18 protein-coding genes and 1 pseudogene are annotated in these 21,256 nt (G+C 70.4%); 3 read left to right on the forward strand and 16 right to left on the reverse strand.

All coding sequences use genetic code 11. The features are described 5' to 3' along the window. The first annotated feature begins 280 nt into the window (after positions 1-280). On the forward strand, positions 281-685 hold the full coding sequence (locus ACQEVM_RS16370) for a transglycosylase SLT domain-containing protein (RefSeq protein WP_433079326.1): 405 nt from the start codon (positions 281-283) through the stop codon (positions 683-685). A gap of 107 nt (positions 686-792) precedes the next feature. On the opposite strand, the gene ACQEVM_RS16375 is transcribed toward ACQEVM_RS16370, so the two are convergent. The 7 genes and pseudogenes from ACQEVM_RS16375 to katG all read right to left on the reverse strand — a co-directional run bounded on the left by ACQEVM_RS16375 (position 793) and on the right by katG (position 8,686). Further along, positions 793-1,293: a CAP domain-containing protein gene (locus ACQEVM_RS16375; RefSeq protein WP_433079328.1), complete on the reverse strand. Its 501-nt coding sequence runs from the start codon at positions 1,291-1,293 to the stop codon at positions 793-795. 226 nt (positions 1,294-1,519) lie between these two features. Beyond that, on the reverse strand, positions 1,520-2,065 hold the full coding sequence (locus tag ACQEVM_RS16380; protein WP_433080045.1) for a GNAT family N-acetyltransferase: 546 nt from the start codon (positions 2,063-2,065) through the stop codon (positions 1,520-1,522). 123 nt (positions 2,066-2,188) lie between these two features. Then, entirely contained in the window at positions 2,189-2,878 is a 690-nt protein-coding gene (locus ACQEVM_RS16385; protein ID WP_433080047.1) for an aspartate/glutamate racemase family protein, read from the reverse strand. Between the two features lie 94 nt (positions 2,879-2,972). Next, complete coding sequence (locus ACQEVM_RS16390) at positions 2,973-4,751, reverse strand: CocE/NonD family hydrolase (RefSeq protein ID WP_433079330.1); 1,779 nt, start codon at positions 4,749-4,751, stop codon at positions 2,973-2,975. Positions 4,752-4,911: 160 nt separating this feature from the next. Further along, positions 4,912-5,136, reverse strand: coding sequence for a hypothetical protein (locus ACQEVM_RS16395; RefSeq protein ID WP_433079332.1), 225 nt, complete (start codon positions 5,134-5,136; stop codon positions 4,912-4,914). 107 nt (positions 5,137-5,243) lie between these two features. Next, positions 5,244-6,256 (reverse strand): annotated as a pseudogene (locus ACQEVM_RS16400) (glutathione S-transferase family protein). 240 nt (positions 6,257-6,496) lie between these two features. Beyond that, positions 6,497-8,686, reverse strand: a complete 2,190-nt coding sequence (gene katG, locus ACQEVM_RS16405) for a catalase/peroxidase HPI (protein WP_433079334.1) — start codon at positions 8,684-8,686, stop codon at positions 6,497-6,499. A 412-nt stretch (positions 8,687-9,098) separates the two neighbouring features. On the opposite strand from katG, the gene ACQEVM_RS16410 reads away from it, so the two are divergent. Beyond that, positions 9,099-9,524: a Fur family transcriptional regulator gene (locus ACQEVM_RS16410; RefSeq protein ID WP_433079336.1), complete on the forward strand. Its 426-nt coding sequence runs from the start codon at positions 9,099-9,101 to the stop codon at positions 9,522-9,524. Positions 9,525-9,708: 184 nt separating this feature from the next. Here the strand turns inward: ACQEVM_RS16410 and ACQEVM_RS16415 are convergent, their stop codons facing one another. From ACQEVM_RS16415 to ACQEVM_RS16445, 7 genes are all read right to left on the reverse strand, one after another. Beyond that, positions 9,709-10,635, reverse strand: coding sequence for an aldose 1-epimerase family protein (locus tag ACQEVM_RS16415; RefSeq protein ID WP_433079338.1), 927 nt, complete (start codon positions 10,633-10,635; stop codon positions 9,709-9,711). A 61-nt stretch (positions 10,636-10,696) separates the two neighbouring features. Beyond that, positions 10,697-12,028 carry a chloride channel protein gene (locus tag ACQEVM_RS16420; protein ID WP_433079340.1) on the reverse strand — a complete coding sequence of 444 codons (1,332 nt, stop codon included), beginning with the start codon at positions 12,026-12,028 and terminating at the stop codon, positions 10,697-10,699. A 130-nt stretch (positions 12,029-12,158) separates the two neighbouring features. Continuing rightward, a complete protein-coding gene (locus ACQEVM_RS16425) occupies positions 12,159-13,970 on the reverse strand; it encodes a cation:proton antiporter (protein WP_433079342.1) in 1,812 nt (603 codons plus the stop codon). A gap of 123 nt (positions 13,971-14,093) precedes the next feature. Further along, positions 14,094-15,113: a cytochrome d ubiquinol oxidase subunit II gene (locus ACQEVM_RS16430; protein ID WP_433079344.1), complete on the reverse strand. Its 1,020-nt coding sequence runs from the start codon at positions 15,111-15,113 to the stop codon at positions 14,094-14,096. Next, the gene (locus tag ACQEVM_RS16435) at positions 15,110-16,573 is read right to left on the reverse strand and encodes a cytochrome ubiquinol oxidase subunit I (protein ID WP_433079346.1); all 1,464 of its coding nucleotides are present in this window, start codon (positions 16,571-16,573) and stop codon (positions 15,110-15,112) included. The genes ACQEVM_RS16430 and ACQEVM_RS16435 overlap by 4 nt, the downstream gene beginning before the upstream one ends. Beyond that, positions 16,570-17,943 carry an NAD(P)/FAD-dependent oxidoreductase gene (locus tag ACQEVM_RS16440; RefSeq protein WP_433079348.1) on the reverse strand — a complete coding sequence of 458 codons (1,374 nt, stop codon included), beginning with the start codon at positions 17,941-17,943 and terminating at the stop codon, positions 16,570-16,572. The genes ACQEVM_RS16435 and ACQEVM_RS16440 overlap by 4 nt, the downstream gene beginning before the upstream one ends. A 7-nt stretch (positions 17,944-17,950) precedes the next feature. After that, positions 17,951-18,787 (reverse strand): SDR family oxidoreductase, encoded by an 837-nt coding sequence (locus tag ACQEVM_RS16445; RefSeq protein WP_433079350.1) that lies wholly within the window; start codon positions 18,785-18,787, stop codon positions 17,951-17,953. 504 nt (positions 18,788-19,291) lie between these two features. On the opposite strand from ACQEVM_RS16445, the gene ACQEVM_RS16450 reads away from it, so the two are divergent. Beyond that, positions 19,292-19,804, forward strand: a complete 513-nt coding sequence (locus ACQEVM_RS16450; protein WP_433079352.1) for a nuclear transport factor 2 family protein — start codon at positions 19,292-19,294, stop codon at positions 19,802-19,804. A 161-nt stretch (positions 19,805-19,965) separates the two neighbouring features. On the opposite strand, the gene ACQEVM_RS16455 is transcribed toward ACQEVM_RS16450, so the two are convergent. Next, positions 19,966-20,502, reverse strand: coding sequence for a TspO/MBR family protein (locus tag ACQEVM_RS16455; RefSeq protein ID WP_433079354.1), 537 nt, complete (start codon positions 20,500-20,502; stop codon positions 19,966-19,968). A 228-nt stretch (positions 20,503-20,730) separates the two neighbouring features. Continuing rightward, positions 20,731-21,144 (reverse strand): ATP-binding protein, encoded by a 414-nt coding sequence (locus ACQEVM_RS16460; RefSeq protein ID WP_433079356.1) that lies wholly within the window; start codon positions 21,142-21,144, stop codon positions 20,731-20,733. Positions 21,145-21,256: the final 112 nt, after the last annotated feature.

A 21,256-nucleotide genomic window follows, 5' to 3' on the forward strand; every position in this document is an offset into this window, starting at 1 on the left:
AGCCGGCCTAGTAGCTCCGAGAGGCCGACCCTGCCGCATCCCACCGGCTCTCCCCGCAGCCGGCCTCGGGGCCCTCCCGGGGGCCGCTGGTCCCCGACTGCGAGGGGACGTAGTAGGACGGGTCGTTGCCAGGCCGTCGGGGCGTCTGTAGAACTGGATGAGTCGCAAGGCGGCACGGGTGCTTCACCCGCCGCCGACGAACCCCTCTCCACCGCGTGAGTGGCTCACGCATGTCTCTGACGTGCCGCGACCGCCCTTGTCCCCTTCGGAAGGTCTGTCCGTGTCCCACTCCGTCATCCGCCGCATCGCCGCTTCGAAGAAGTCCCTCGCGGGCACCGTCGTCGCCCTCGGTGTCGCCGGTTCCATGCTTGCCACGGTCCCCGCCCAGGCGGCCCCGACGAGCGCCAAGGCGATTGCCCAGCAGATGATCAAGGACCCGGCGCAGTTCGCGGCCTTCAACAACATCGTTTCCCGTGAGAGCGGCTGGAACCACACCGCCACGAACTCCTCCTCGGGCGCCTACGGCCTGGTCCAGGCCCTGCCGGCCTCGAAGATGTCCTCCGCCGGTTCGGACTGGAAGACGAATCCCGCCACCCAGATCAAGTGGGGGCTGGACTACATGAACTCCCGCTACGGCAGCCCCGTCGGTGCGTGGAACTTCTGGCAGGCCCACCACTGGTACTGAGTCGCCAGTGGGTGACAGACGCACGAAGACGCTCGGCCGGGATCTCCCGGCCGAGCGTCTTTGCGTTCTGCGGACACGGTGCTTGCCGACGTGTGTGGAAAGCCGGGTCAGTCCGTGAACACCTGGACGATCCTGTCACCGGACACGGCGACACCCGTCTTCTTGAAGTTGCAGTTCTTGATGGCGCCCGCGTGGGCCGCGCTCTTCAGCCAGCCGTCCACGTGCGTCTTCTCGTCCCCACTGCCCCAGGCGATGTTCTCGGAGCCGGTGGTGAACGTCGCTCCGGCCTTCGTCAGCCGGTCCTTGATGCTGGATCCGTCCGAGCCCGTGTGGTTGGTCGTCGTGTCGTTGGCGTACTCCTGCGCTGCCGCAGCGATCTTCGGGTCGACCGTCAGGGGCTCGCAGCCGGCATCCGTGCGCGCCTTGTTGACCAGTTCGAGGATCTTGCCCGGGTCGCTCGCAGCCGGGAGCACGGTCTGTGCGCCCGAGTGTGTGGACGGGGCCGCGACGGACACCGTGGTGGCGCCGACGGTTCCCGCGAGTACCAGCAGGGACGACGCGCAGGCGATGGTGCACCGGCGCTGTATTCGACCAGATCCGGAAGCCATGGGGTACCTTCCTTCGTTCGGCTGGAAGCGGGGAGTCCAGCAGCAACGTCGCCGCTGGACCTCCAAGACCCGAGTCTGCGCCGAGGTCGGCCCACCCGCATCTCCCGACACCGAAACCACAGGTGGGAGGGGTTGTGAGGCCCGTGGGGGAGGGTAGTGACACGCCGCGATCCGGCGATCCGGCTCCCCGGTGGGCCCTGTGCCCCGCACTGCGGGTTCCGGCGCGTCAGGAGCGGGCCAGCCCCCACGTCTGCAGGCTGTAGGGCCGGCCCTTCTCCTCACCGGTGATCAGCGGTACGTCGAGCAGTCGAAAGCCGGCTTTGGTGGCCACGGCGACGCTGGCGCCGTTCTCGGCCTCCAGCTCCAGGATCACCTGCTCCGTGCCCAGTTGATCGAAGGCGTAGGCGGACATCATCCGCACCGCGCGTGAGGCCAGCCCCCGGCCGCGGTGGGACGGGCCGATCGCGTACCCGATCTCGGTCCCCTCGGGGGCGCGTCGCAGCATCACCTCACCGAGCGGTGCGTCTCCGTCGACGGTGATGGCGAGAAGGATCGTGGTGCCTTCCGCCCTGAGCTGCCGGGCCCGATCCAGGCGGGCGCGGGCCGCCGCGGCGTCGAAGGGGGACACGATCGGCGTCCAGTACGCGATGTCGGGGTGGTCGAAGAGTCCGGGCATCGCGTCCAGGTCCGCCTCCGTCCAGTCGCGCAGGACGAGACCTTCTCCCGAAAGCTCGATCCGCTCGGGAAACGACGGTGTTGTGCTGCTCATGATGAGGGTCCTCCGTGGCCTGTTCGCGACGAGGCAGGTTAACCGTGAGCAGGCGGGAACGCACCATGATTTCGGCCATGCTTCCGACGTGGCTTCCCCGGCACCGACCCGGCGGGGAGCCGCCCACTATCCCAGCGCGGCCGTCACGGCGGCCGCCGCGTGGATGCGCGCCGTGGGGAAGACGGGCACCGGGCTGTCCTCGGCGCCCACGAGCAGTTCGATCTCGGTGCAGCCGAGGACGATCCCCTCGGCGCCGGCCGCCACGAGACCCGCGATGACCTCCCGGTAGGCGGTCCGGGATTCCTCCCGTACGACACCGATGCACAGTTCCTCGTAGATCACCCGGTGTACCAGGGCCCGCTCGTCGGCATCCGGCACCGACACCTCCAGTCCACCGGCCGCGAGCCGTCCCCGGTAGAAGTCCTGCTCCATCGTGAACGCCGTGCCCAGCAGGCCGACCCGACGCAGGCCCCGCGCCCGCACGGCTTCCGCGGTGGCATCGGCCAGGTGCAGCAGCGGAATCGAGACGGCCGCCTGCACCTGGTCGGCGACCTTGTGCATCGTGTTCGTGCACAGCAGGACGAGATCGGCGCCCGCCGCCTCCAGCGACCGGGCGGCGTCGGCCAGCATCTCGCCCGCCTCGCCCCAGTGGCCCTGCACCTGGAGCCGCTCGATCTCCGCGAAGTCCACGGAGTACAGGACGCAGCGCGCCGAGTGGAGTCCGCCGAGCCGCTCGCGGGTGAACTCATTGAGTAGCCGGTAGTACTCGGCCGTCGACTCCCAGCTCATCCCGCCGAGCAGGCCGATCGTCTTCATCGAGATGCCATCCATAAGGAAGTATCCTAGCAAGCGTTGAATCCATAAGACTTGCTTTGGGTGGTTCTGGTGTGGGCCGTGGTGTCGGAGACCGCTAACCGCGGGCGAGGACCGGCAGCCACAGCGTGGAACCGGCGTGGACGGTATTGACGGACACCCCACCGGCGGGCTGGTGCTCCATGCCGAGCGCCTTCGGGACGCCGCCGCCCGCATCGGAACTGCCGACGGTGAGACGGAGTCGGTGACCGGCCGGCAATCGACGGGCGTTGGGGCACAACGGGATCCGGTAGTGCACCGTTTCACCGGGCGGCACGGCGGCGGGCGTCGTGCACGCGAACACGGGCCGGCCGGGACTGCTCCGCTCCTCGTCGGCCTCGCGCAGGGAGGCCCGCAGCCAACCGGGCGTGATGAAAGTGGATCCGCCGTCCTCGTCCACGGCCTCAAGGGCCACGATCCAGGAGGTGTCGCAGTCCGTGATGGACGCGTCGAGCCGCAGCTCGATGTTCCCGGCGAAATCGAGTTCGGCCACCAGCGGGGGAGTCGTCCAGCTCAGGACATCGGGGAGGTCCGGCCGGTGCGCGGCTCGGGAGGGACGAGCCGCGGTCTCCGCGTGCGCGAGATAGCTGCGGCTCCCCTCGGTCCGACCGTTGCGGACCAGGGCGCCGTCGGCCTGGAGCGTGAACGGGGTCAGCACCGCCTCGGTCGGCGGCCACCTGTCCGCGGTGTGCCACTGGTCGTCCCCCGCCCCGGGAAGGACGTAGCGGATGGGCGGGCCCTCCATGATTCCGGTGTCACGTCCCTTGAGCCAGTGGTCGAACCAGGCGAGCGCCTCGGTGTGCAGGCTCTCCCAAGGCCAGTTGAGGCCGCCGGGGCCGAGGAGCGTCATCCGGACCGGGGGCCGCTCGTCCTCGGTCAGCCGCTGGAAGCCCGCCCAGGTGTCGAACGTCGACGGCAGGTGGACCGGGGCGTTGTCCCAGTCGCACCCGAGGTGAACCGGGACGTTGATGGTGCCCAGCCGCGACATGAGGCTGCGCTCCTGCCACCAGTCGTCCCGGAAGGGACGGCCGAGCGCGAGGTTCTGCCAGATCTCGTCCCACGGCTCGCTCGGGTAGGAACCTCGCATGGCGCCCTGGAGGACGCCGAGTGCCGCTTCCCCGTTCATGGTCGCGGTCTTCGCGTGGACCCGAGGGTTCCGGAACAGTGTGCGCGCGGCCTCCAGGAGGGGGCCGCGCAGCAGCTGCTCCGAACGGGTCGCGGCGACGGCCATGGCCACGGACCACCCGCCGATGAACGTCTTGTTCATCAGCCCGCCGGGCCGGACCAGGTCGTAGAGGTCGGAACTCAGCCCCACCGGGAAGATCGCCTTCAGGTGCGGCGGGGCAGCCGTGGCGGCGGCCATCTGAGCCATGGCGTAGAAGCTGATGCCGATCATCCCGACGTGCCCGGACGACCAGTCCCGGGTACCCGCCCATTCGACGACGTCGTACAGGTCCTGACGCTGCTGCTCGTCGAAGATGCTCCACTGGCCGCCCGAACCGGCCGTGCCGCGTTCGTTGACGATCACGTGGACGTAGCCGCGGGGTACGAAGAAGTCGCTCTGCCCGGCTTCGACGATCGGCAGGGGGATGCCGGACGTCTGGATCTGCCGCGGATAAAGCGAGACGGCGACGAGGACCGGATACCGGCCGGGTGCCGCGGGCCGATGGACGTCGGCCAGCAGCTCGACTCCGTCCCTGAGCGGGACGGTCACGTTCAGTTCCGTGGTGACGGCGAACTCGGCGGAGGAGAGGTCGGTGTACTCGCGGCCGCTGGTCTGCGGACCGTTCAGCCTGCGTTCGGCGCTGTGCTGAGTTTCGGCGCTGTGCTGAGTCATGTCGTTCACCGTTTGCGTGGGGAGGGAGATGCCGGGCGTGTCCCGGTGATGGCTACCGGGATGCCGCCGCGCTCATGTGCGTCTGTTCAGGTGGCACGCAGGCCCGCCCTCCCGCCGGCGTCACCTCCTGCGCCGTATGGCACGAGCAGCAGGGGCAGCCCTATGCGTTGAGCCGGGCGGGACGCCGGCCGGGCCTGGAATGCCGGCCGGGCGCACGGTGACGGGCGGGACGCGCCGCGACGGGTGTCACCTCGGCAGGCCGGGTGGCCGCGGGCTGCGGTGGGCTGTCGTCCGCCGACGAACCGAGGAGGAGCTCCTCGTACCTGCCGAGCGCGAGAACACCGCACAGGAGGGCGGGCAGGAGCACGATCACGGCGATCAGCATGGGTGTCCCTTCGGCGGTTGTCCGACCCGCGTCTGCCCGCGACCACGCGAAGGAAGCGTCCCGTCCCGTGACACGGCGGTACCGAGGGGACGAGCACGACCCGTGGATCAGATTGCCCGCGGCGTGTGTTCGGCCGGGACGGCTTCCCGCGGCGTCACCGGCCCGGGCGGGGTGCCCCGACCGAAGGGGCTGCCGCCCAGCGACGACCGATCGTGGGGCGCGAGCCAGCCCGCGAGGTCCGGACCGGCCGGCACGATGCCGGTCGGGTTGATGTCCCGGTGGACCAGGTGGTAGTGACGTTTGATGTGGTCGAAGTCGACCGTGTCGCCGAATCCGGGAGTCTGGAACAGATCGCGTGCGTAGGCCCAGAGCACCGGCATCTCGGACAGCTTCCACCGATTGCACTTGAAGTGGCCGTGGTACACGGCGTCGAAGCGCACGAGGGTCGTGAACAGCCGGACGTCGGCTTCGGTGACGGTGTCCCCGACGAGGTACCGGGACGCGGTCAGTCGATCCGTGAGCCGGTCGAGGCGGGCGAACAGGCGCTCGTAGGCGGAGGTGTACGCCTCCTGCGATCCGGCGAAGCCGGCACGGTAGACCCCGTTGTTCACGTCCCTGGTAGACCTCCGCGTTGACGGAGTCGATCTCGGGGCGCAGTTCCGGGGGGTACAGCGCGGGTGCGCCCTCGCGGTGGTGCGCGGCCCATTCCAGAGACATGTCGATGGTGATCCGGGCGAAGTCGTTGGTCACCACCTTGCCCGTCGGCACGTCCACGATCGCCGGCACGGTGATGCCGCGCTCGTAGCCGGGGTCGCGGGCGAGGTACGCCTCCTGGAGCCGCTCGATTCCGAGCACGGGATCGCGGCCCCCGGGGTCCAGGTCGAACGTCCAACTCCGCTCGTCGTGGGTCGGACCGGCCACGGCCATCGGCAGTGCGTTTCTCCAGCCCGAGGAGCCGTCGCACGATGATCGCGCGGCTCGCCCAGGGGCAGGCCCTGCTCACCACGAGCCGGTACCGGCCCGGTTCGACGGGGAAGCCCTCGCTCCCGTCCGCGGTGATCCGGTCGGTGAGATAGCGGCTGTCCCGCTCGTACGAACTGTCGGGGCTCACGTAACTCATGACGAGCCCCCGGTCCCGCCGCCGGCCGGCCGCCTTCGATGCGGGAGTCGCTCCGCCGCCCGGCCGCAGTCTGCTGTGTCCATCGGGTTCCCTCCGTGTCGAACTCGCCGCGCACACAGTGCCGTTCAAACCCCGAGTGGCCGGCCATCTGCTGCGCCGGCCCTTCGCTGCGCCGGCCGCTCGCCGCACCGGTCGCAGCGGTGCCGGTCGGCCGGTGGCGGCCGACCGGCACACCCGCGATCAGACGAGGTCGAACCGGTCGAGGTTCATCACCTTGTTCCACGCGGCGACGAAATCACGCGCGAACTTCTCACCCGCGTCCTTCGACGCGTACACCTCCGCGATCCCCCGGAGCTGCGCGTGCGAACCGAAGACGAGATCGACCGCGGTCGCGGTCCACTTGGGCTCACCCGTCGCGCGATCCCGACCTTCGAACACGTTCTCCGCCGAGTCCGACGCCTTCCACACCGTGCCCATGTCGAGCAGGTTGACGAAGAAATCGTTGGTCAACGTCTCCGGGCGGTCGGTGAACACACCGTGCGGGACCTGCCTGAAGCCGGTGTTCAGGGCTCGCATGCCGCCGATGAGGACCGTCATCTCGGGCGCGGTCAGGTTCAACAGGTTGGCACGGTCCAGCAGAAGCGTCTCCGGCGACAACTTCTCGCCCGACGGGAGGTAGTTGCGGAACCCGTCCGCCTTCGGTTCGAGCACGGCGAACGTCTCCACGTCGGTCTGCTCCTGCGAGGCGTCCGTACGCCCCGGCGCGAACGGGACCGCGATGTCGTGCCCGGCGTTCCTCGCGGCCTGCTCGACGGCGGCGCACCCGCCCAGCACGATCAGGTCGGCGAGCGAAACCCTCGTTCGGTCCGTCCGGGAGCCGTTGAACTCCTGTTGGATCCCCTCGAGGGTCCGCAGCACCTCGGCCACCTCGGGCAGGTCATTGACCTCCCAGTCCTTCTGCGGCGCGAGCCGGATCCGCGCCCCGTTGGCCCCACCCCGCTTGTCCGTCCCGCGGAAGCTCGCCGCCGAGGCCCAGGCCGTGCTCACCAACGGGGAGACGGACAGCCCCGAAGCGAGGATCCGGTTCTTGAGGTCGACGACGTCCGCGTCCGACACCAGGTCGTGATCGACCTCGGGGACGGGGTCCTGCCACAGTTGCGGCTCGGGGATCCACGGCCCGAGGTAGCGCGACAGCGGACCCATGTCGCGGTGCAACAGCTTGAACCAGGCCTTGGCGAACGCCTTCGCGAGCTTGTCCGGGTTCTCGTGGAAGGACTTCGCGATCGGCCCGTAGATCGGATCCAGTTTCAGCGCGAGGTCCGTCGTCAGCATCATGGGAGCGTGCCGCCTCGACGGATCGTGAGCGTCCGGCACGGTGTCCCGGGCCGAGGGATCCGCGGGCGTCCACTGCTTCGCGCCGGCCGGGCTCGTCGTCAGCTCCCAGTCGTAACGGAACAGGTTGTCCAGGTATCCGTTGTCCCACTTCGTCGGCTCGGAGGTCCACGCGCCTTCCAGCCCGCTGGTGAGCGCGTCGACGCCCACGCCGCTGCCGTGCGTGTTCCTCCAACCGATCCCCTGCTGCTCGATCGGGCACGCCTCGGGCTCGGGGCCGATGTACTCGGCGCCGACCGCACCGTGGCACTTGCCGAACGTGTGCCCGCCGATGATCAGCGCGGCGGTCTCCTCGTCGTTCATCGCCATGCGCCCGAAGGTCTCGCGAATGTCCCGGGCGGCAGCCACCGGATCCGGGTTGCCGTTGGGGCCCTCCGGATTGACGTAGATCAGTCCCATCTGGACGGCTCCGAAGGGACCGGTGAGTTCCCTGTCGCCGCTGTAGCGCTCATCACCGAGCCAGGTGTCCTCGGGACCCCAGAAGATCTCCTCCGGCTCCCAGATGTCCTCCCGCCCGAAGGCGAAGCCGAACGTCTTGAACCCCATCGACTCCATGGCGCAGTTGCCGGCGAACACCAGGAGGTCGGCCCACGAGATCTTCCGGCCGTACTTCTGCTTGACGGGCCAGAGCAAGCGGCGGGCCTTGTCGAGGCTCGCGTTGTCCGGCCAACTGTTGAGGGGGGCGAAGCGCTGGGCGCCGGCTCCGCCACCGCCCCGGCCGTCCGCGATGCGGTACGTTCCGGCGGAGTGCCAACTCATCCGGATGAAGAGCGGCCCGTAATGGCCGTAGTCGGCAGGCCACCAATCCTGCGATGCCGTCATCACCTCGAAGACGTCCTGCTTCAGCGCGTCGACGTCCAGGGTCGCGAACTCTTCCGCGTAGTCGAATTCCTCACCCATCGGATTGGCCTGAGGCGAATGCTGGTGCAGAACCTGAAGATCCAGCTGATTCGGCCACCAGTCACGATTCGACCTGGGGCGAGTCGGCGCGGGAGTCGGGGCAGGAATTACTGGGTTCTCGCTGTCGCTGCCGGACACGTCCGTCCTTCTTCCTGTGTCGGTGTTTCCCTCGGCTGGCTGCGTGCTCTTGGCGCTTTCAGACACGAACGACGCCGATGATCGAGCGTGTGTCGGCGCGTCCGTATGGTCGCGCACCGGAGAGCTCGCCGTTACGAGAACACGCGGGGCACCCCCACACAACAAGCAGTCGAAGGAGAATCGAGGTCCGGCCCGCCGGTTGAACGTCTCCCTGATTTCCGGGACAGGCCCGCGGGAACCGGAATGAGTCGATAGTCCGATCATCTCGAATGGAAATGATTCGGGGCCGTCGAACCGTCCCGTCAAGGCCGTCAGCACCGTACGGCAGGCACCTTCCAGGCGCCTTCCGACAAGACCGGCCCCGCATGCCTAGACTCCCTTTGTCCCGCCGAGCCTGAAAGGGTGAGCCGAATTGAGTGACCTGTTGGAACGACTGAGAGGGCGCGGCTGGCGGATGACTTCCCAGCGGCGTGTCGTCGTCGAAGTCCTCGACGGCGATCACGTGCACCTCACTGCCGACGAGGTGCACGCCCGCGCGGTTCAGTGGCTGCCCGAGATCGCCCGAGCGACCGTCTACAACACCCTGGGCGAGCTGGTGGCGCTCGGCGAGGTGGTGGAGGTCTCCGTCCAGGGCCGGGCGAAACGCTTCGACCCCAACGCGCACCATCCGCACCAGCACCTGGTGTGCTCAGACTGCGGCGTCATCCGTGACGTTCACGTGACCGGCACACCGGCCGAGCTGCCCCCTGACGAGAGGTTCGGCTTCACGGTGTCCGAGGTCGAGATCACCTACCGCGGGCTGTGCCCGTCCTGCGCCTCCGACCCGCGGCCATGCTGAGCGCGTCGGGTCGACGCCATCAGGGCCGGGCCGTACGGGGCCCCGAGGGCCCGCGGCTCTTGTACGCCGACGTGTTGTCCGGCGCGGGCATCGTCGCAGGACGTCACGCGTACGAGATCCTCACCCTGCTGGAGGAGGATCAGGTGCGGCGGAAGCGACTGCCCTTGGGGACATCCGACGCTCCTCAGCGCGCCGCGGTCCAGGGACTGAGCCCCCAGCGGAACGTGTGCAGGTCGCCCGGCGCGAGCTCCACCAGGCCGGCCCCGCTCCGGAACGCGTCGGGCGGACAGGACATGGGCTCCACCGCGAGGCCTCGCCGCCGGTCCGGGGCGGGCAGGGTGTCGCCGGTGTACACCTGGAGGTACGTCGCCCCCTCGCCCAGCCACAGGTCGCTGCCGTGGGAGCCCGACGGGTGCGCGAGCCGCACCACGGCCCGTCCGGCTGAGTCCCGTTCCAGTTCGGTGAACGGGGTGTCCAGGTGCTGCGGGCCGAGCACGCGCGGCGTACGGAAGTCGAACTCCGTGCCCTCCACTGGCTGCGGAACGAGGGGCGTGCCCCGATCGGCGGGCGGCAGCCACGCCCTGGCCGGGAGGGTCATCACGGCGTCGTCGACGCGTTCGGTGCCCACGGTCAGGTACGGGTGCTGGCCGACCCCGTAGGGCGCCGGACTCCCACCGAGGTTGCGTGCCGTCACCGTGACGGCCAGCCCACGGGTCCCGAGCGCGTACTCCGCACGGACACCGAGGTGGAAGGGGTAGCCGGGCTGCGGGAAGAGAGTGGTCCCGAGCAGGAGGCGGTCCTCGGCACGCTTCAGCGGCTCCCACGCGGCCCAGCGCAGGAGCCCGTGGATGGCGTTGCCGGCCTCCGGTTCGGTCAGTGGGAGCCGGAGTTCCTCGCCCTTCCAGGAGTACCGTCCGCCGCTGATGCGGTTCGGCCAGGGGGCGAGGAGCTGCCCGCGGCCCCCCGTGATCGGCTCGTCGGCGGTGTAGCCGTCCAGGACGGGCCGCCCGCCGACCGTGTAGTCGCGCAGCCCGGCTCCCAGCTCCACCACGACTGCTCTCTGCTCACCGCAGCGCAGCAGGAACTGCTGTCCGGTCGGGCTCTCGGGCATCGGGCCTCCAGGTCGGGGTGCGGGCGGGACGGGTGGTGGTGACCGGCTACTGCGCCGGAGACTACGGAGACGCCGGCTTCGGGGCGGGCGCCGGGGCGAGGCGGAGCGTGAGGACGTAGGAGACCACGACCGCGACGATCACGACCGGCATCACCGTGATGCCCTGATTCCCCAGGAGCAGGGTGGCCAGCAACACGGAGGTCATCGGCAGCTTCAGCATGGCCACGCACAACGCGCCGACACCGATGGCGAAGCCGGAGGTCACGTCGAGGCCGGGGAGGTGCGCCATGGCCAGGCCGAACGCCGCTCCCACGAACATCGAGGGGAAGACCGGGCCGCCGCGGAAGCCGCTGAGGGACAGGGCGTACGCGAGCGCCTTGCAGAGAACGAGCAGGACCAGGACGCCCCCCGAGTAGCCCGCCTGGTCGGCCAGCAGCGGCCCGAGCGCGTCCTGGCCGGAGTACAGGACTTCGGATGCTTCCCTGCCCGTCGACTCGGCGTACACCAGCGCGACCACCCCCACCAGGACGCCCACCAGGACGGTGACCGGCACCCGCCGGCGCTCGACCCGGCCCTGGAGGAAGAGGCCCATCCGGCGGATCCCGGTCCCGCCGAGGGCGGCCACCGCTCCGATGACGACCGCCCAGCCGAACCCGGCGAGGTCCGGGCGTGCGGCCTGCGGCACTTGGTGGAGGACCAGTGAGAAGGTGCCCAGGCCCGTCCACGATCCCAGACCGGTGAAGAAGAGCGCGCCGATACCGGCCGAGAGAAGGCCCGGTACCAGGACGATCGCCATCGTCGCGCCGCCGAGTCCCGCCGCCTCCATGAGGAGGAAGGCGCCGAGCAGCGGCGAGCCGAGCAGTGTGCTCACGGCCGCGAAGCTGCCGGCGGCGCCCAACAGGGCACTCGCCTCGGGCTGGAGGTCACGCTTCATCGCCCGCCCGAAGAACACGGCCAGGCCACCGCCCAACGCGATGAGGGGCGCCTCGGGACCGAGCACCACACCGGCGCCCAGCGAGGCCAAGGCCGCGAGCGCGATCCCGGGGAGGTCGATCGGCTTCGGCGAGCCGGTGGTCACGAGGCCTTCGGCCGGCTTGTGCCCGGCTTCGCCGGGCAGGTGGCGGATCGTCAGCGCCACCAGCAGTCCGGCCACGGCCAGGAGGGGGATCGGCCACCACGACGGCGTTCCGTGGAAGCCCAACGCCCGGGGGAGGTCGGTGTAGGTCAGCGACTTGAGTTCGGAGACGAGTGCGAGGAAACCGAAGGCCGCGGCGGCGATCGGGATGCCGAGGAGCGCCGTCATCAGCAACAGGACGGCGTACCCGCGGGTGCGGATCACCGCGAACGGATCCGGCGCGGGTGGGGCCGGCGGTTCGGCGGGGGTGGCTGACATGTTCATCGTCTCCTCGGCAGCTGAGGCCATCTGCAACGCGTCGGCCGACAAGTCCCGATGATTGGTACCACGGGACGGCCGCCCGTTTCGGAAGGTCCGGCGCGCGATTGACCGGGGAATGTCCCGACCGTCATCCCCCTGGACCAATCGGCGGCCGGGGGGCCGATGCGGTGCCAGGTCGGGGCTCGGGCGACGGTGTCAGGAGTACGGCGACATCGCCTACGGCGGGCGTCGGCGACGTCGACTCGGTGGCGGCGGTGAGCTGTCCGTCCGGGCGCACCAGGAACAGCATGTCGTGCCCGGCCGGGATGGCCCCGTCCGCCACCTCGCGGGTGACGATGCGGGCGCCCGCCGCGTACCGACGGGCCAGTTCGGGCCGGTTCAGACCGGCGGAGAACAGCGCCTCACTGCCCGTGTACGGGGCGACCACACCGTGGCTGCGGTTGGGCGGCATCAGGCGGTGGACGGGACCCTCCGCCGTCTCCTTGAGGGTCATGAGAGCGAGCGCGTTGAAATCGTCCTCGTCGGTGAGCAGGAGGACATCGGTGATGCCCTCCAGCTCGGCTCCGGCCCCGGTGGCGGCGGCGAGGAGTTCACCGGGCGCCAGCTCCAGGCCCGCGTCCCTGATGCTCTGGCGCTGGCGGTCGAGACCGGCCCACATGAGAACGTCCAGGCCCGCCGAGCGCAGCGCGCCCCCCAGATCCACCACCCAGGGATCACCGCCGACGAGCAGCGGCCGCGAGCGTGCCGAACGGCGGACGTCGAGGAACCGCGCGGCGGGAACGGCGGTCAGGCCGTAGAGCATGACGGTGGCGACGATCACGACGAAGGTGGCCGGCAGGATCTCCTCCGCGCCCCCGACGCCGGCCTGTACGAGCGCCGCGGAGAACGTGGACGCGGTGGCCGCGGCGACGATGCCGCGCGGCGCCATCCAACCGATGAACCATCTCTCCCGGTGGGGAACATCGGTGCGGACGGTCGACAGCAGCGCCACCAGGGGTCTGACCACGAGAACGAGGGCAGCGGCGAGGACGAGGGCCGGCAGCACGACGTGGCGCAGCGACTGTGGAGTGACGGTGGCGGAGATCGCGATGAACAGCAGCCCGATGATCAGCGAGACCAGGGTTTCGAAGAACGGCCGGCGTGCCGGCATGTCCAGCCCCGGGAGATTGGCCAGGGCCATGCCCATCACGACGGCGGCGATGAGGCCGGTGTCGTCCCGCAGGGCGTCGCAGCCGGCCGCCACCGCGATCACGGCGGCGAACTGCGTGGTCGTGCCGAGCACCTCGTCGAGAGTGAGGAAGCGGAGCAGCAGCCAGAGCCCCGCGGCGCCCACGGCGCCGCCGACCAGCCCGATCGCCGCGCTGACACCGAACGCGCCCAGTTGGGCGGCCAGACCGGGCTGTCCGCCGGCCAGCACTCCGTGGAAGACGAGCGCGCCGAGGATGCCGCCGACCGGGTCGATCAGTGAACCCTCCCAGACGAGGACGCGTTGCAGCCGTTCGGTCGGGCGGACGAACGTGAGCAGTGGTCCGACCACGGTCGGGCCGCTCACCACGAGGATCGCGCCCAGCATCACGGCGGCGGCCATCGACATGCTCATGATGGGAATGGCGAGCAGCGCGGCCGACACGAAGGTGACCAGGGCGCCCAGCCAGATGAGCCGCACCACGACCGTGCGGGTGTGGCCCTTGAGATGGCGCAGATCCAGGCCGAGCCCGGCGTCGTAGAGGATCACCGCGACGGCGAGCGAGACCAACGGCGAGAACGCTTCACCCAGCAGCTTCTCGGGATTGACGTCGTCCGTCAGGACGCCGGCGATGAATCCGGCCGGCAGCAACAGGAGAATCGCCGGCACCCGCAGCAGGTGCGCCAGCAGTTGGCAGCCGACGGCAAGGGCCACGATCAGCCCGACGCCGATCAGTACCTGGCTCGATGTCATCGCGTCCCTCCGGGGATGCCGTGCCGCCGGACCGGATCGCCACCCGAACGACGTCGCGACCTCAGCGCGCCGCCTCCGGTCGCTCCACGCGCCCGGGCCCTGTCGTCAACGTCTCGCCCGGCCTCACTCGGCCACGTCCTCGTCGGTGAGGGGTTCCAGCACGCCGTGGGTGTCGAGGCGGTACAGGACGACCAGCGCGGGGCCGATGAACACCAGGGCGACGGCCGCCACGATGAGCATCCACTGCAACGGCGCGCTCGCACCGGCACCCTGCTGGACCGTCAGGGAGGTGGGCACCAGGTAGGGCCGTTGGGCGAATCCCCAGGCGGCGACGAGCAGTGCCACCACGGCGACCGAGGAGTACCGCGCCCACCCCGCCGCCTTGCCGGAGATCAGCCAGGCGGTGACGGCCAGAGCCACCACGGCGATCAGCAGGAGGAGGAGCCCGGCGCCGTGGGTGAGTCCGTGATGGACGTACGAGGCACGGGGGTCGGTGACGGTCAGGCCGAGCACACCGACGATCAACAGGGCGCCGCAGCCGATCCATGCCCGGAGACGGAAGTAACCCATCAGGTCGGGGGCGTCGAACCGGCGGGCGTCCACGGTGAGGAACACCGCGCCGAGGAAGGCGGTGGATGCCACCGCGACGAGCCCGGCCATGATCGAGGTGGTGTTCGCCCAGGCGTGGGCCGTGGCGGGGGTTCCGGGAGCGACCCGCCCGGAGGCCACCGAGCCGATGACCGTGCCCAGGAAGAACGGCGTGAGCAGGGACGAGACGGCGAACATGGCTCCGTAGATCCGGCGTCCGGCGAGTCCGCGCGTGGGCTTGCGCAGCGCGAACCCGGCGCCGCGCAGGACCATGCCGATGGCGGCGAGTGCAAGGGGGAGCCAGAGCGCGGTGAACACCGTCTGGAAGAAGACGGGGAACCCGGTCCACATCAGAACGAACGCGAAGATCAGCCAGACGTTGTTGACCTCCCAGACCGGTGCCATGGCGTGGTCGATCAGCCAGCGGGGTCGTTTGCCGCGTTCGGCCCCGCCGGCCAACAGATCCCAGAAGCCGGCGCCGTAGTCGACCCCGCCGCCACAGGCGTAGGCGGCGATCACGAGCAGCAGGATCCAGGCGACGATGCTCGCGGTCACAGTTCGCTCCCGGGGTCTCGGCGGGTACCTGGTGCGCCGGCGACCGTTTCCGGGCGGGGACCGTACGGCGTGTCCGTTTCCGGGGCATCGGAGAGCAAGCGCGCGGATCCGGCGTCCGCGAGCCGCCAACGGGTGCGCATCTTGAGCAGCACGCCGAGGAACGCGCCGAAGACCAGAACGTAGATCACGACGACGAGGGCGAACATGATCCACAGGGAGGAGGCGGGGGTACCGGTCACCGCCTCGGAGACCCGCATGTTCTGGTACACGATCCAGGGCTGACGCCCCACCTCGGTCATGATCCAGCCGCACTCCACGGTCACGAGGCTCGCGGCACCGGCCACGGCCGCGCACCGGAAGAACCACCGCGACTTCGGCAGGTCGCGGTGCTTCCACCAGCACCAGGCGTACCAGAGCGCCAGCAGGATCAGCACGCTCCCGATGGCCGCCATGATGTCGAAGGCCCAGTGCGCGATGGTCGCCTGGGTGGCGGTGGGGCGGTCGGACGCCGGTACCGAACTCAGTCCGGTGACCTTCGTGTCGGGGCTGAAGCCGGCCAGGATGGAGTCCAGCCACGGGATCTTGACCCCGCCCTTGACGCTGCCGTCCTCCTGGAGCCGGCCGAACAGGTACTCGGGCACGTGGGTGTCCGTCTTCCAGACCAGCTCCGCGGCGGCGAACTTGATCGGCTGCTTGAGGAAGACCTGCCGGGCGATGTTGTCGCCCAGGATGAACTGCACGGGGGTGAGGATCGTGGCGAGGGTGAACGGCACGGTGAAGCCGAGGCGGTGATAGCGGTCGCGCCGGCCGCGCAGCCAGCCGACCGCGTACACCCCGGCCACCACATACCCCGCGGTGAGGAACATCGCGACCACGAAGTGCCAGTACTGCGGGCCGAACATGGGCGTGAAGATGGCCTGTTGGACGCTGACGTTCACGGGCCGGCCGTCGGAGTCGAGGGTGAAACCCTGGGGGGTGTTCATCCACGAGTTGGCGGCGATGATGCCGAACGCTCCCATCAATGCCGCCAGTGGCATCGGGACGCCCAGCCAGAAGTGGGTCTTCGGCTTCAGGCGGCGCCAGCCGTAGAGGTAGATGGCGATCAGGATCGCCTCCAGGAAGAAGGCCCACGCCTCGATCCCGAAGCCGAGACCGAAGACATCGCCCCAACGGCCCATCATGCCCGGCCAGAGCAGACCGAACTCGAAGGACAACACGGTGCCGGTGATGATGCCGATGGCGAACTGGACGGCCATCACCGCGGACCAGCGACGGGCCAGCAGCAGTGCCACCGGGTCGGACGTGCGCAGGCCCCGGTAGTGCATGACCAGGGTGATGAACGGCAACGCCACTCCCAGTGGCACCAGGATGATGTGCGAAGCCAGGGTGAAGGCCATCATCTCCCGTGCGGGCAGCAGTTGCGCGGGGGCATCCGCCAAGAGGTGTGCCGTGGTGCTCATACGGGTCTCCGTGGCTCGTCCCGGGCGACCGAGGGGTCGGCCGGTGGGCTGGACGGGGAGTGGGGCGGGTCGGCCGTGACGTCCGGGCCCGCCGCGGTGAAGGCGCGCTCGCGACGCGAACCGGAGGCGAAGACCACGGCCCAGCTGAGCAGGGCGCCCGCCCGGCTGCGGAATCCGGTGAGGAAGACGATGTGGATGAACAGCCAGATGAGCCAGCCGATCAGCCCGGAGGCGTGGAAACGACCCATCTTCACGACGGCCCTGCCCCGAGAGATGTACGCCGCGCTGCCGAGGTCCAGGTACCTGAAGGGGCGGGGCTCACCGGTCCGGCCCTCGACGAAGTGGCGGATCCGGCGGCCCGCGTAGGCGCCGCTCTGCATCGCGACCTCGGCCAGGCCGGGCAGCTTGTCCAGGCTCATCAGGTCGCCGACCACCCGGATCTCCGGATGGCCGGCGATGCTGAGGTCGGGCAGGACACGGATGCGGCCCGCCCGGTCCTGCTCGGCGCCCGTCGCCCGCGCCAGCGCGGTCGCCAGTGGCGGCGCCTCGACCCCGGCGGTCCAGAGCACCGTGCGCGCCTCCACCCGGTCGGTGCCGCCGTCCTTGCGGCTCACCGTCAAGCCCCTGTCGTCGACCTGGGTGACGATCGATCGAAGGTGCACCTCGACGCCGAGGTCGTCCAGGGTCCGGGCGGCGCGGCGGGACAACTCCGGGCCGAAGGCGCCCAGCACTCCGTCCGATCCGTCGAAGAGCAGAACCCGGGCCTGGCCGGGGTCGATGGTGGAGAACTCACGCTCCAGCGTGTGGCCGGCGATCTCCCGGATCTGTCCGGCCAATTCGACCCCGGTGGGGCCGCCGCCCACCAGGGCGAAGGTGAGCCACTGCGCGCGCTCCAGCGGGTCCGTGCTCGCCTCGGCCGTCTCGAACGCCTGGTAGATCCTGGTCCGTACGGCCAGTGCGTCCTTCAGGGTCTTCATCCCGGGGGCGAACGGCGCGAACTCGTCGTGCCCGAAGTAGGACTGCCGAACCCCGATCCCCACGATCAGATCGTCGTAGGGCAGTTCGAGCACGGCGCCGTCCGGACGGGTCGCTCGGACGACCCGGCGGGCCACGTCCACGTCCTCGGCCGTCGCCTGGAGACAACGGACCCGGGGGTGGCGGCGCAGGACGGCCCGCAACGGCTGGGCGATCTGGCCCTCGGAGAGGATGCCCGAGGCGCACTGGTACAGGAGCGGCTGGAAGAGGTGGTGGGCGCAGCGATCGACGAGGGTCACCTCCACGGGGGCGCTGCGCAGGGCCCGTACGGCGAACAGGCCGGCGAAGCCGCCGCCGAGGATGACCACCCGGCGGTGTGTGACGTGGTCGTCCACGGTCGGGTCAGCCTCCGGTGGCGAAGCCGGGGAAGAGCGTCATTCCGCCGTCGACGTAGAGGGTGGTGCCGACGACGTAGTCCATCAGATCGGAGACCAGGACCGTCACGGCGTTGGCGATGTCCTCGGGGTCGCCCACGCGCCGGTAGGGAACCAACCGCAGGAGATCTGCCTCGGCCTCGGGGGTGTCCCAGGCGCTGCGGTTGATGGGTGTGCGGATCGCGCCCGGCGCGACCGCGTTGACCCGGATGCCGCTGGGCGCGAGTTCCTGCGCCAAGGTCTGCATCAGCATCAGCACGCCGCCCTTGGAGGAGGCGTAGTTCACGTGGCCGGACCACGGGATGATCTGATGCACCGAACTCATACAGACGATCTTCCCGGCCGAGCGCGAGACCTCCGGCACGACGCCCCGACGGATGAACTCCTTGGTCGCCTCCCGCGCGCAGAGGAACTGCCCCGTGAGGTTGACGTCCAGTACCTTCTGCCATTGGGCGAGGGTCATCTCGGTGACGGGTGCGTCGCGTTGCAGCCCCGCATTGGCCACCATGATGTCGATGGTGCCGAACTTCTCGATCATGCGGTCGACCATCGCGACGACCTGGTCCTCCTGGGAGACGTCCGCCTGGTGCGCGTAAGCCCGCACCCCGAACGACTTGATCTCCTCGACCACTTCCTCCGCCGCTTCCGGCCCGAAGACGTAGTTCACGACGACATCGGCGCCGGCCTGGCCGAGACGGATCGCGGTCGCCTTGCCGATGCCCGAGTTCGCGCCGGTCACCAAGGCCTTCTGCCCTCTGACGATCTGCGGCCCCGGCTCCCGCCCCTTGTCCACAGCTGAGGTCACTGATCTCTCCCGTCCTTGGCCGCACACAGGTACCGGCCCACCTTTCTCGGTGGCTCCCGCGTGATCGGGAGCGGCTCGCCCCCCCTCGCCCGTTCGGGGGGCGACCTCCCCTCGAACGGCGCAGCCACGGCCCCGGCCCGGCCGTCGCGTGCGTCCGGCACGGCACGCAGGTCTGCGCGGGAGACGGGTGGACGAGCGCGGACAGCGTTGGACACTCCCGGCCCCGTTCAGGCCTGGAAAGTGGACACGGCCCGGCCCGAGTCTGTGCGCCATGAAGGTTCCCCGCACACAGCGGACGGAACAGCCCCCGCCCGCCGACGCTCTCGGCCGGGAACGGCTCCTCCGCCCACCCGGGCCCCCGGGACCCCGGGCCGGCCGGGGCCCGCCGCCCTCACCGGCAGCGCCGTCCTGCCCCGACACACCTTGCCGACCGCCTGCCGAGGGCAGCCCGTCGCGGGCCACCACCGGCCGCACCCCCCACCCCACCTCCCGAGGAGCACCACCATGACCTCCACCACCCGCCCGTCCCGCGCCATGACCGTGCTGGTCGCCGCCGCGGCCCTCTGCGCCACGACCGCCACCACCGCCCACGCCGCAGGCGCCGACCGGCGGCCGCCGAGGATCGTCACGGAGTGGGCCCGCGCCTGGAACGGCACCGACCCGCAGGCGCTCGGCGCCCTGTTCACCGGCGACGGCACCTACACGGACCTGGCGGTGGGCATCACCTTCCGCGGCCGTCAGGAGATCGCCGGGTGGAAGGCCCGTGCGGACAGCCTCATCGGCAACGTCCACGTCGCCGTGCGCGGCACCCGTCGCGAGGGCGACCGCATCACCGTCGACGCCGTCTACTCCGGACACCTCAAGGGCGCGCCCAAGCCCTTCGCCGTGCCGATGACCACCCTCCTCGACCTCGACGGGAACCGCTGCCGGATCACCTCCGACGAGGACCACTACGACCTCGCCACCGTCCTCGCCCAGTCCGGCCTGCCCGCGGACTGGACCCCGCCCGGCAACTGACCGGCCGCGGAGGCCGGTACTCCGCCGGCTCCCTGCCGCGACTCCGTTCCCACGCAGGGGTTGTCCGGCACCCACGTCAGGTGGTCACGGGTGCCCCGTGTGTCCTCTCCGCTCCCCGGAGGGGGCACACCCCCGGGCGGCATCCGTTCTGCGGATCGAGCTCAGGTGTTGAGATGCCAGATGGCGGCATTGAGGGCCGTCGCGAACGCCACCCACAGGAGATAGGGGGTCAGCAGGAGCGCCGCCGCGCGGCTCAGCCGCCGGAAGCGGACCAGGGTGATGGTGAGGGCGGTCAACAGCAGGCCGATGTCCAGCAGGGCGAGTCCGTACTGGCGCGCGCCGAAGAACAGGGGTGTCCAGGCCAGGTTGAGGAGCAACTGCGCGGACCACCAGACGAGGGCGGTCCTCGCGCGGGAGCGGTCCGGATGACGCCACACCAGCCAGGCCGCCGTCGCCATCGCGGTGTACAGGACGCTCCAGACGGGACCGAAGAGCCAGGCGGGCGGCGCCCAGTCCGGTCGTTCCAGTGATCCGTACACCTCGCCCGCGTCGGCGGACGCGAGCGCGCCCAGAGCCGCGACGCAGTAGGTCACGGCGAGGAAGGCGGCCAGGGCCGCCCAGGCCCGGACCCCGCGCCGTCGTGTCGGTGTCGCGGATGCTGCCACGGCGGACTCCCGGTGGTTTCGACGGACTGCCACGTACACACCTTCTCTTCCGTCCCGGCACGTCTACCGGATTCGCGTCAGCGCGAGTCGCGCGCCGGGGCGTCCCGACACCCGGGGGCCATCCGCTCGGCACATCGCGGCCGACGGGAGAGCCGACCGCATCGCGAACCGGTGCGCAGAGGGTGTGGGTACCGGCGCCCGTCGCCCTCGGCCGCGCTCAGGGCCGCCACCGCGGGTGTACCTCCGGCGGAGCGGGCAGGCTCAGCGGGCGAGAGCGGCAATGATCGCTTTCCCCGCGCCGGGGTGCGCCGGGACGACGGTCAGGCTCTGGGCGAGACGCTGCACCATGGGCCAGCCGAAGCCGCCGGTACGGCCCGTCCAGTCGGGGGCGCGGCCCTGGGGTCGGGTGGGGCTGGGGTCCTCGACGGTCACCTGGATGCGGACGTGATCGGCGCGCAGCTTCAGGGAAGACACCGCGCCGGCGTGCCGAAGCGCGTTCGTGACGAGTTCGGAGACGAGAAGGAGCAGGTTCTGGGCGGTGCTCTCGGCCGCCGGCGGGTCGAGCGCGGTCAGGAACTCCGATGCGGCATCGCGCGCCTGGTCGGCACGGAGAGGCCGGCCGGTGTACTGCGCCGTACTGTCGGTAGGGCTCTCGGACGTGATCAGGCTCTGCATGACACTCTCCGTTCCGCGAGGACCTCCGTGCGGTCGCCGCTTCCCGCGCCTACCCCGCCGGAGCCTGACTATCGGATGGCTTCCGTGAGACGACCAGGACGGTGAAGCCCCG

Source organism: Streptomyces sp. CA-243310 (assembly GCF_050936775.1).
Classification (GTDB): domain Bacteria; phylum Actinomycetota; class Actinomycetes; order Streptomycetales; family Streptomycetaceae; genus Streptomyces.

What these genes read in the sequence shown, in the direction of transcription:
- ACQEVM_RS16435 (WP_433079346.1), bottom strand. Translation starts at nt 16,573, where the DNA reads ATGAGCACCACGGCACACCTCTTGGCGGATGCCCCCGCGCAACTGCTG.
- ACQEVM_RS16385 (WP_433080047.1), bottom strand. Translation starts at nt 2,878, where the DNA reads ATGAAGACGATCGGCCTGCTCGGCGGGATGAGCTGGGAGTCGACGGCC.
- ACQEVM_RS16450 (WP_433079352.1), top strand. Translation starts at nt 19,292, where the DNA reads ATGACCTCCACCACCCGCCCGTCCCGCGCCATGACCGTGCTGGTCGCC.
- ACQEVM_RS16395 (WP_433079332.1), bottom strand. Translation starts at nt 5,136, where the DNA reads ATGCTGATCGCCGTGATCGTGCTCCTGCCCGCCCTCCTGTGCGGTGTT.
- ACQEVM_RS16390 (WP_433079330.1), bottom strand. Translation starts at nt 4,751, where the DNA reads ATGACTCAGCACAGCGCCGAAACTCAGCACAGCGCCGAACGCAGGCTG.
- ACQEVM_RS16425 (WP_433079342.1), bottom strand. Translation starts at nt 13,970, where the DNA reads ATGACATCGAGCCAGGTACTGATCGGCGTCGGGCTGATCGTGGCCCTT.
- ACQEVM_RS16415 (WP_433079338.1), bottom strand. Translation starts at nt 10,635, where the DNA reads ATGCCCGAGAGCCCGACCGGACAGCAGTTCCTGCTGCGCTGCGGTGAG.
- ACQEVM_RS16375 (WP_433079328.1), bottom strand. Translation starts at nt 1,293, where the DNA reads ATGGCTTCCGGATCTGGTCGAATACAGCGCCGGTGCACCATCGCCTGC.
- ACQEVM_RS16460 (WP_433079356.1), bottom strand. Translation starts at nt 21,144, where the DNA reads ATGCAGAGCCTGATCACGTCCGAGAGCCCTACCGACAGTACGGCGCAG.
- ACQEVM_RS16420 (WP_433079340.1), bottom strand. Translation starts at nt 12,028, where the DNA reads ATGTCAGCCACCCCCGCCGAACCGCCGGCCCCACCCGCGCCGGATCCG.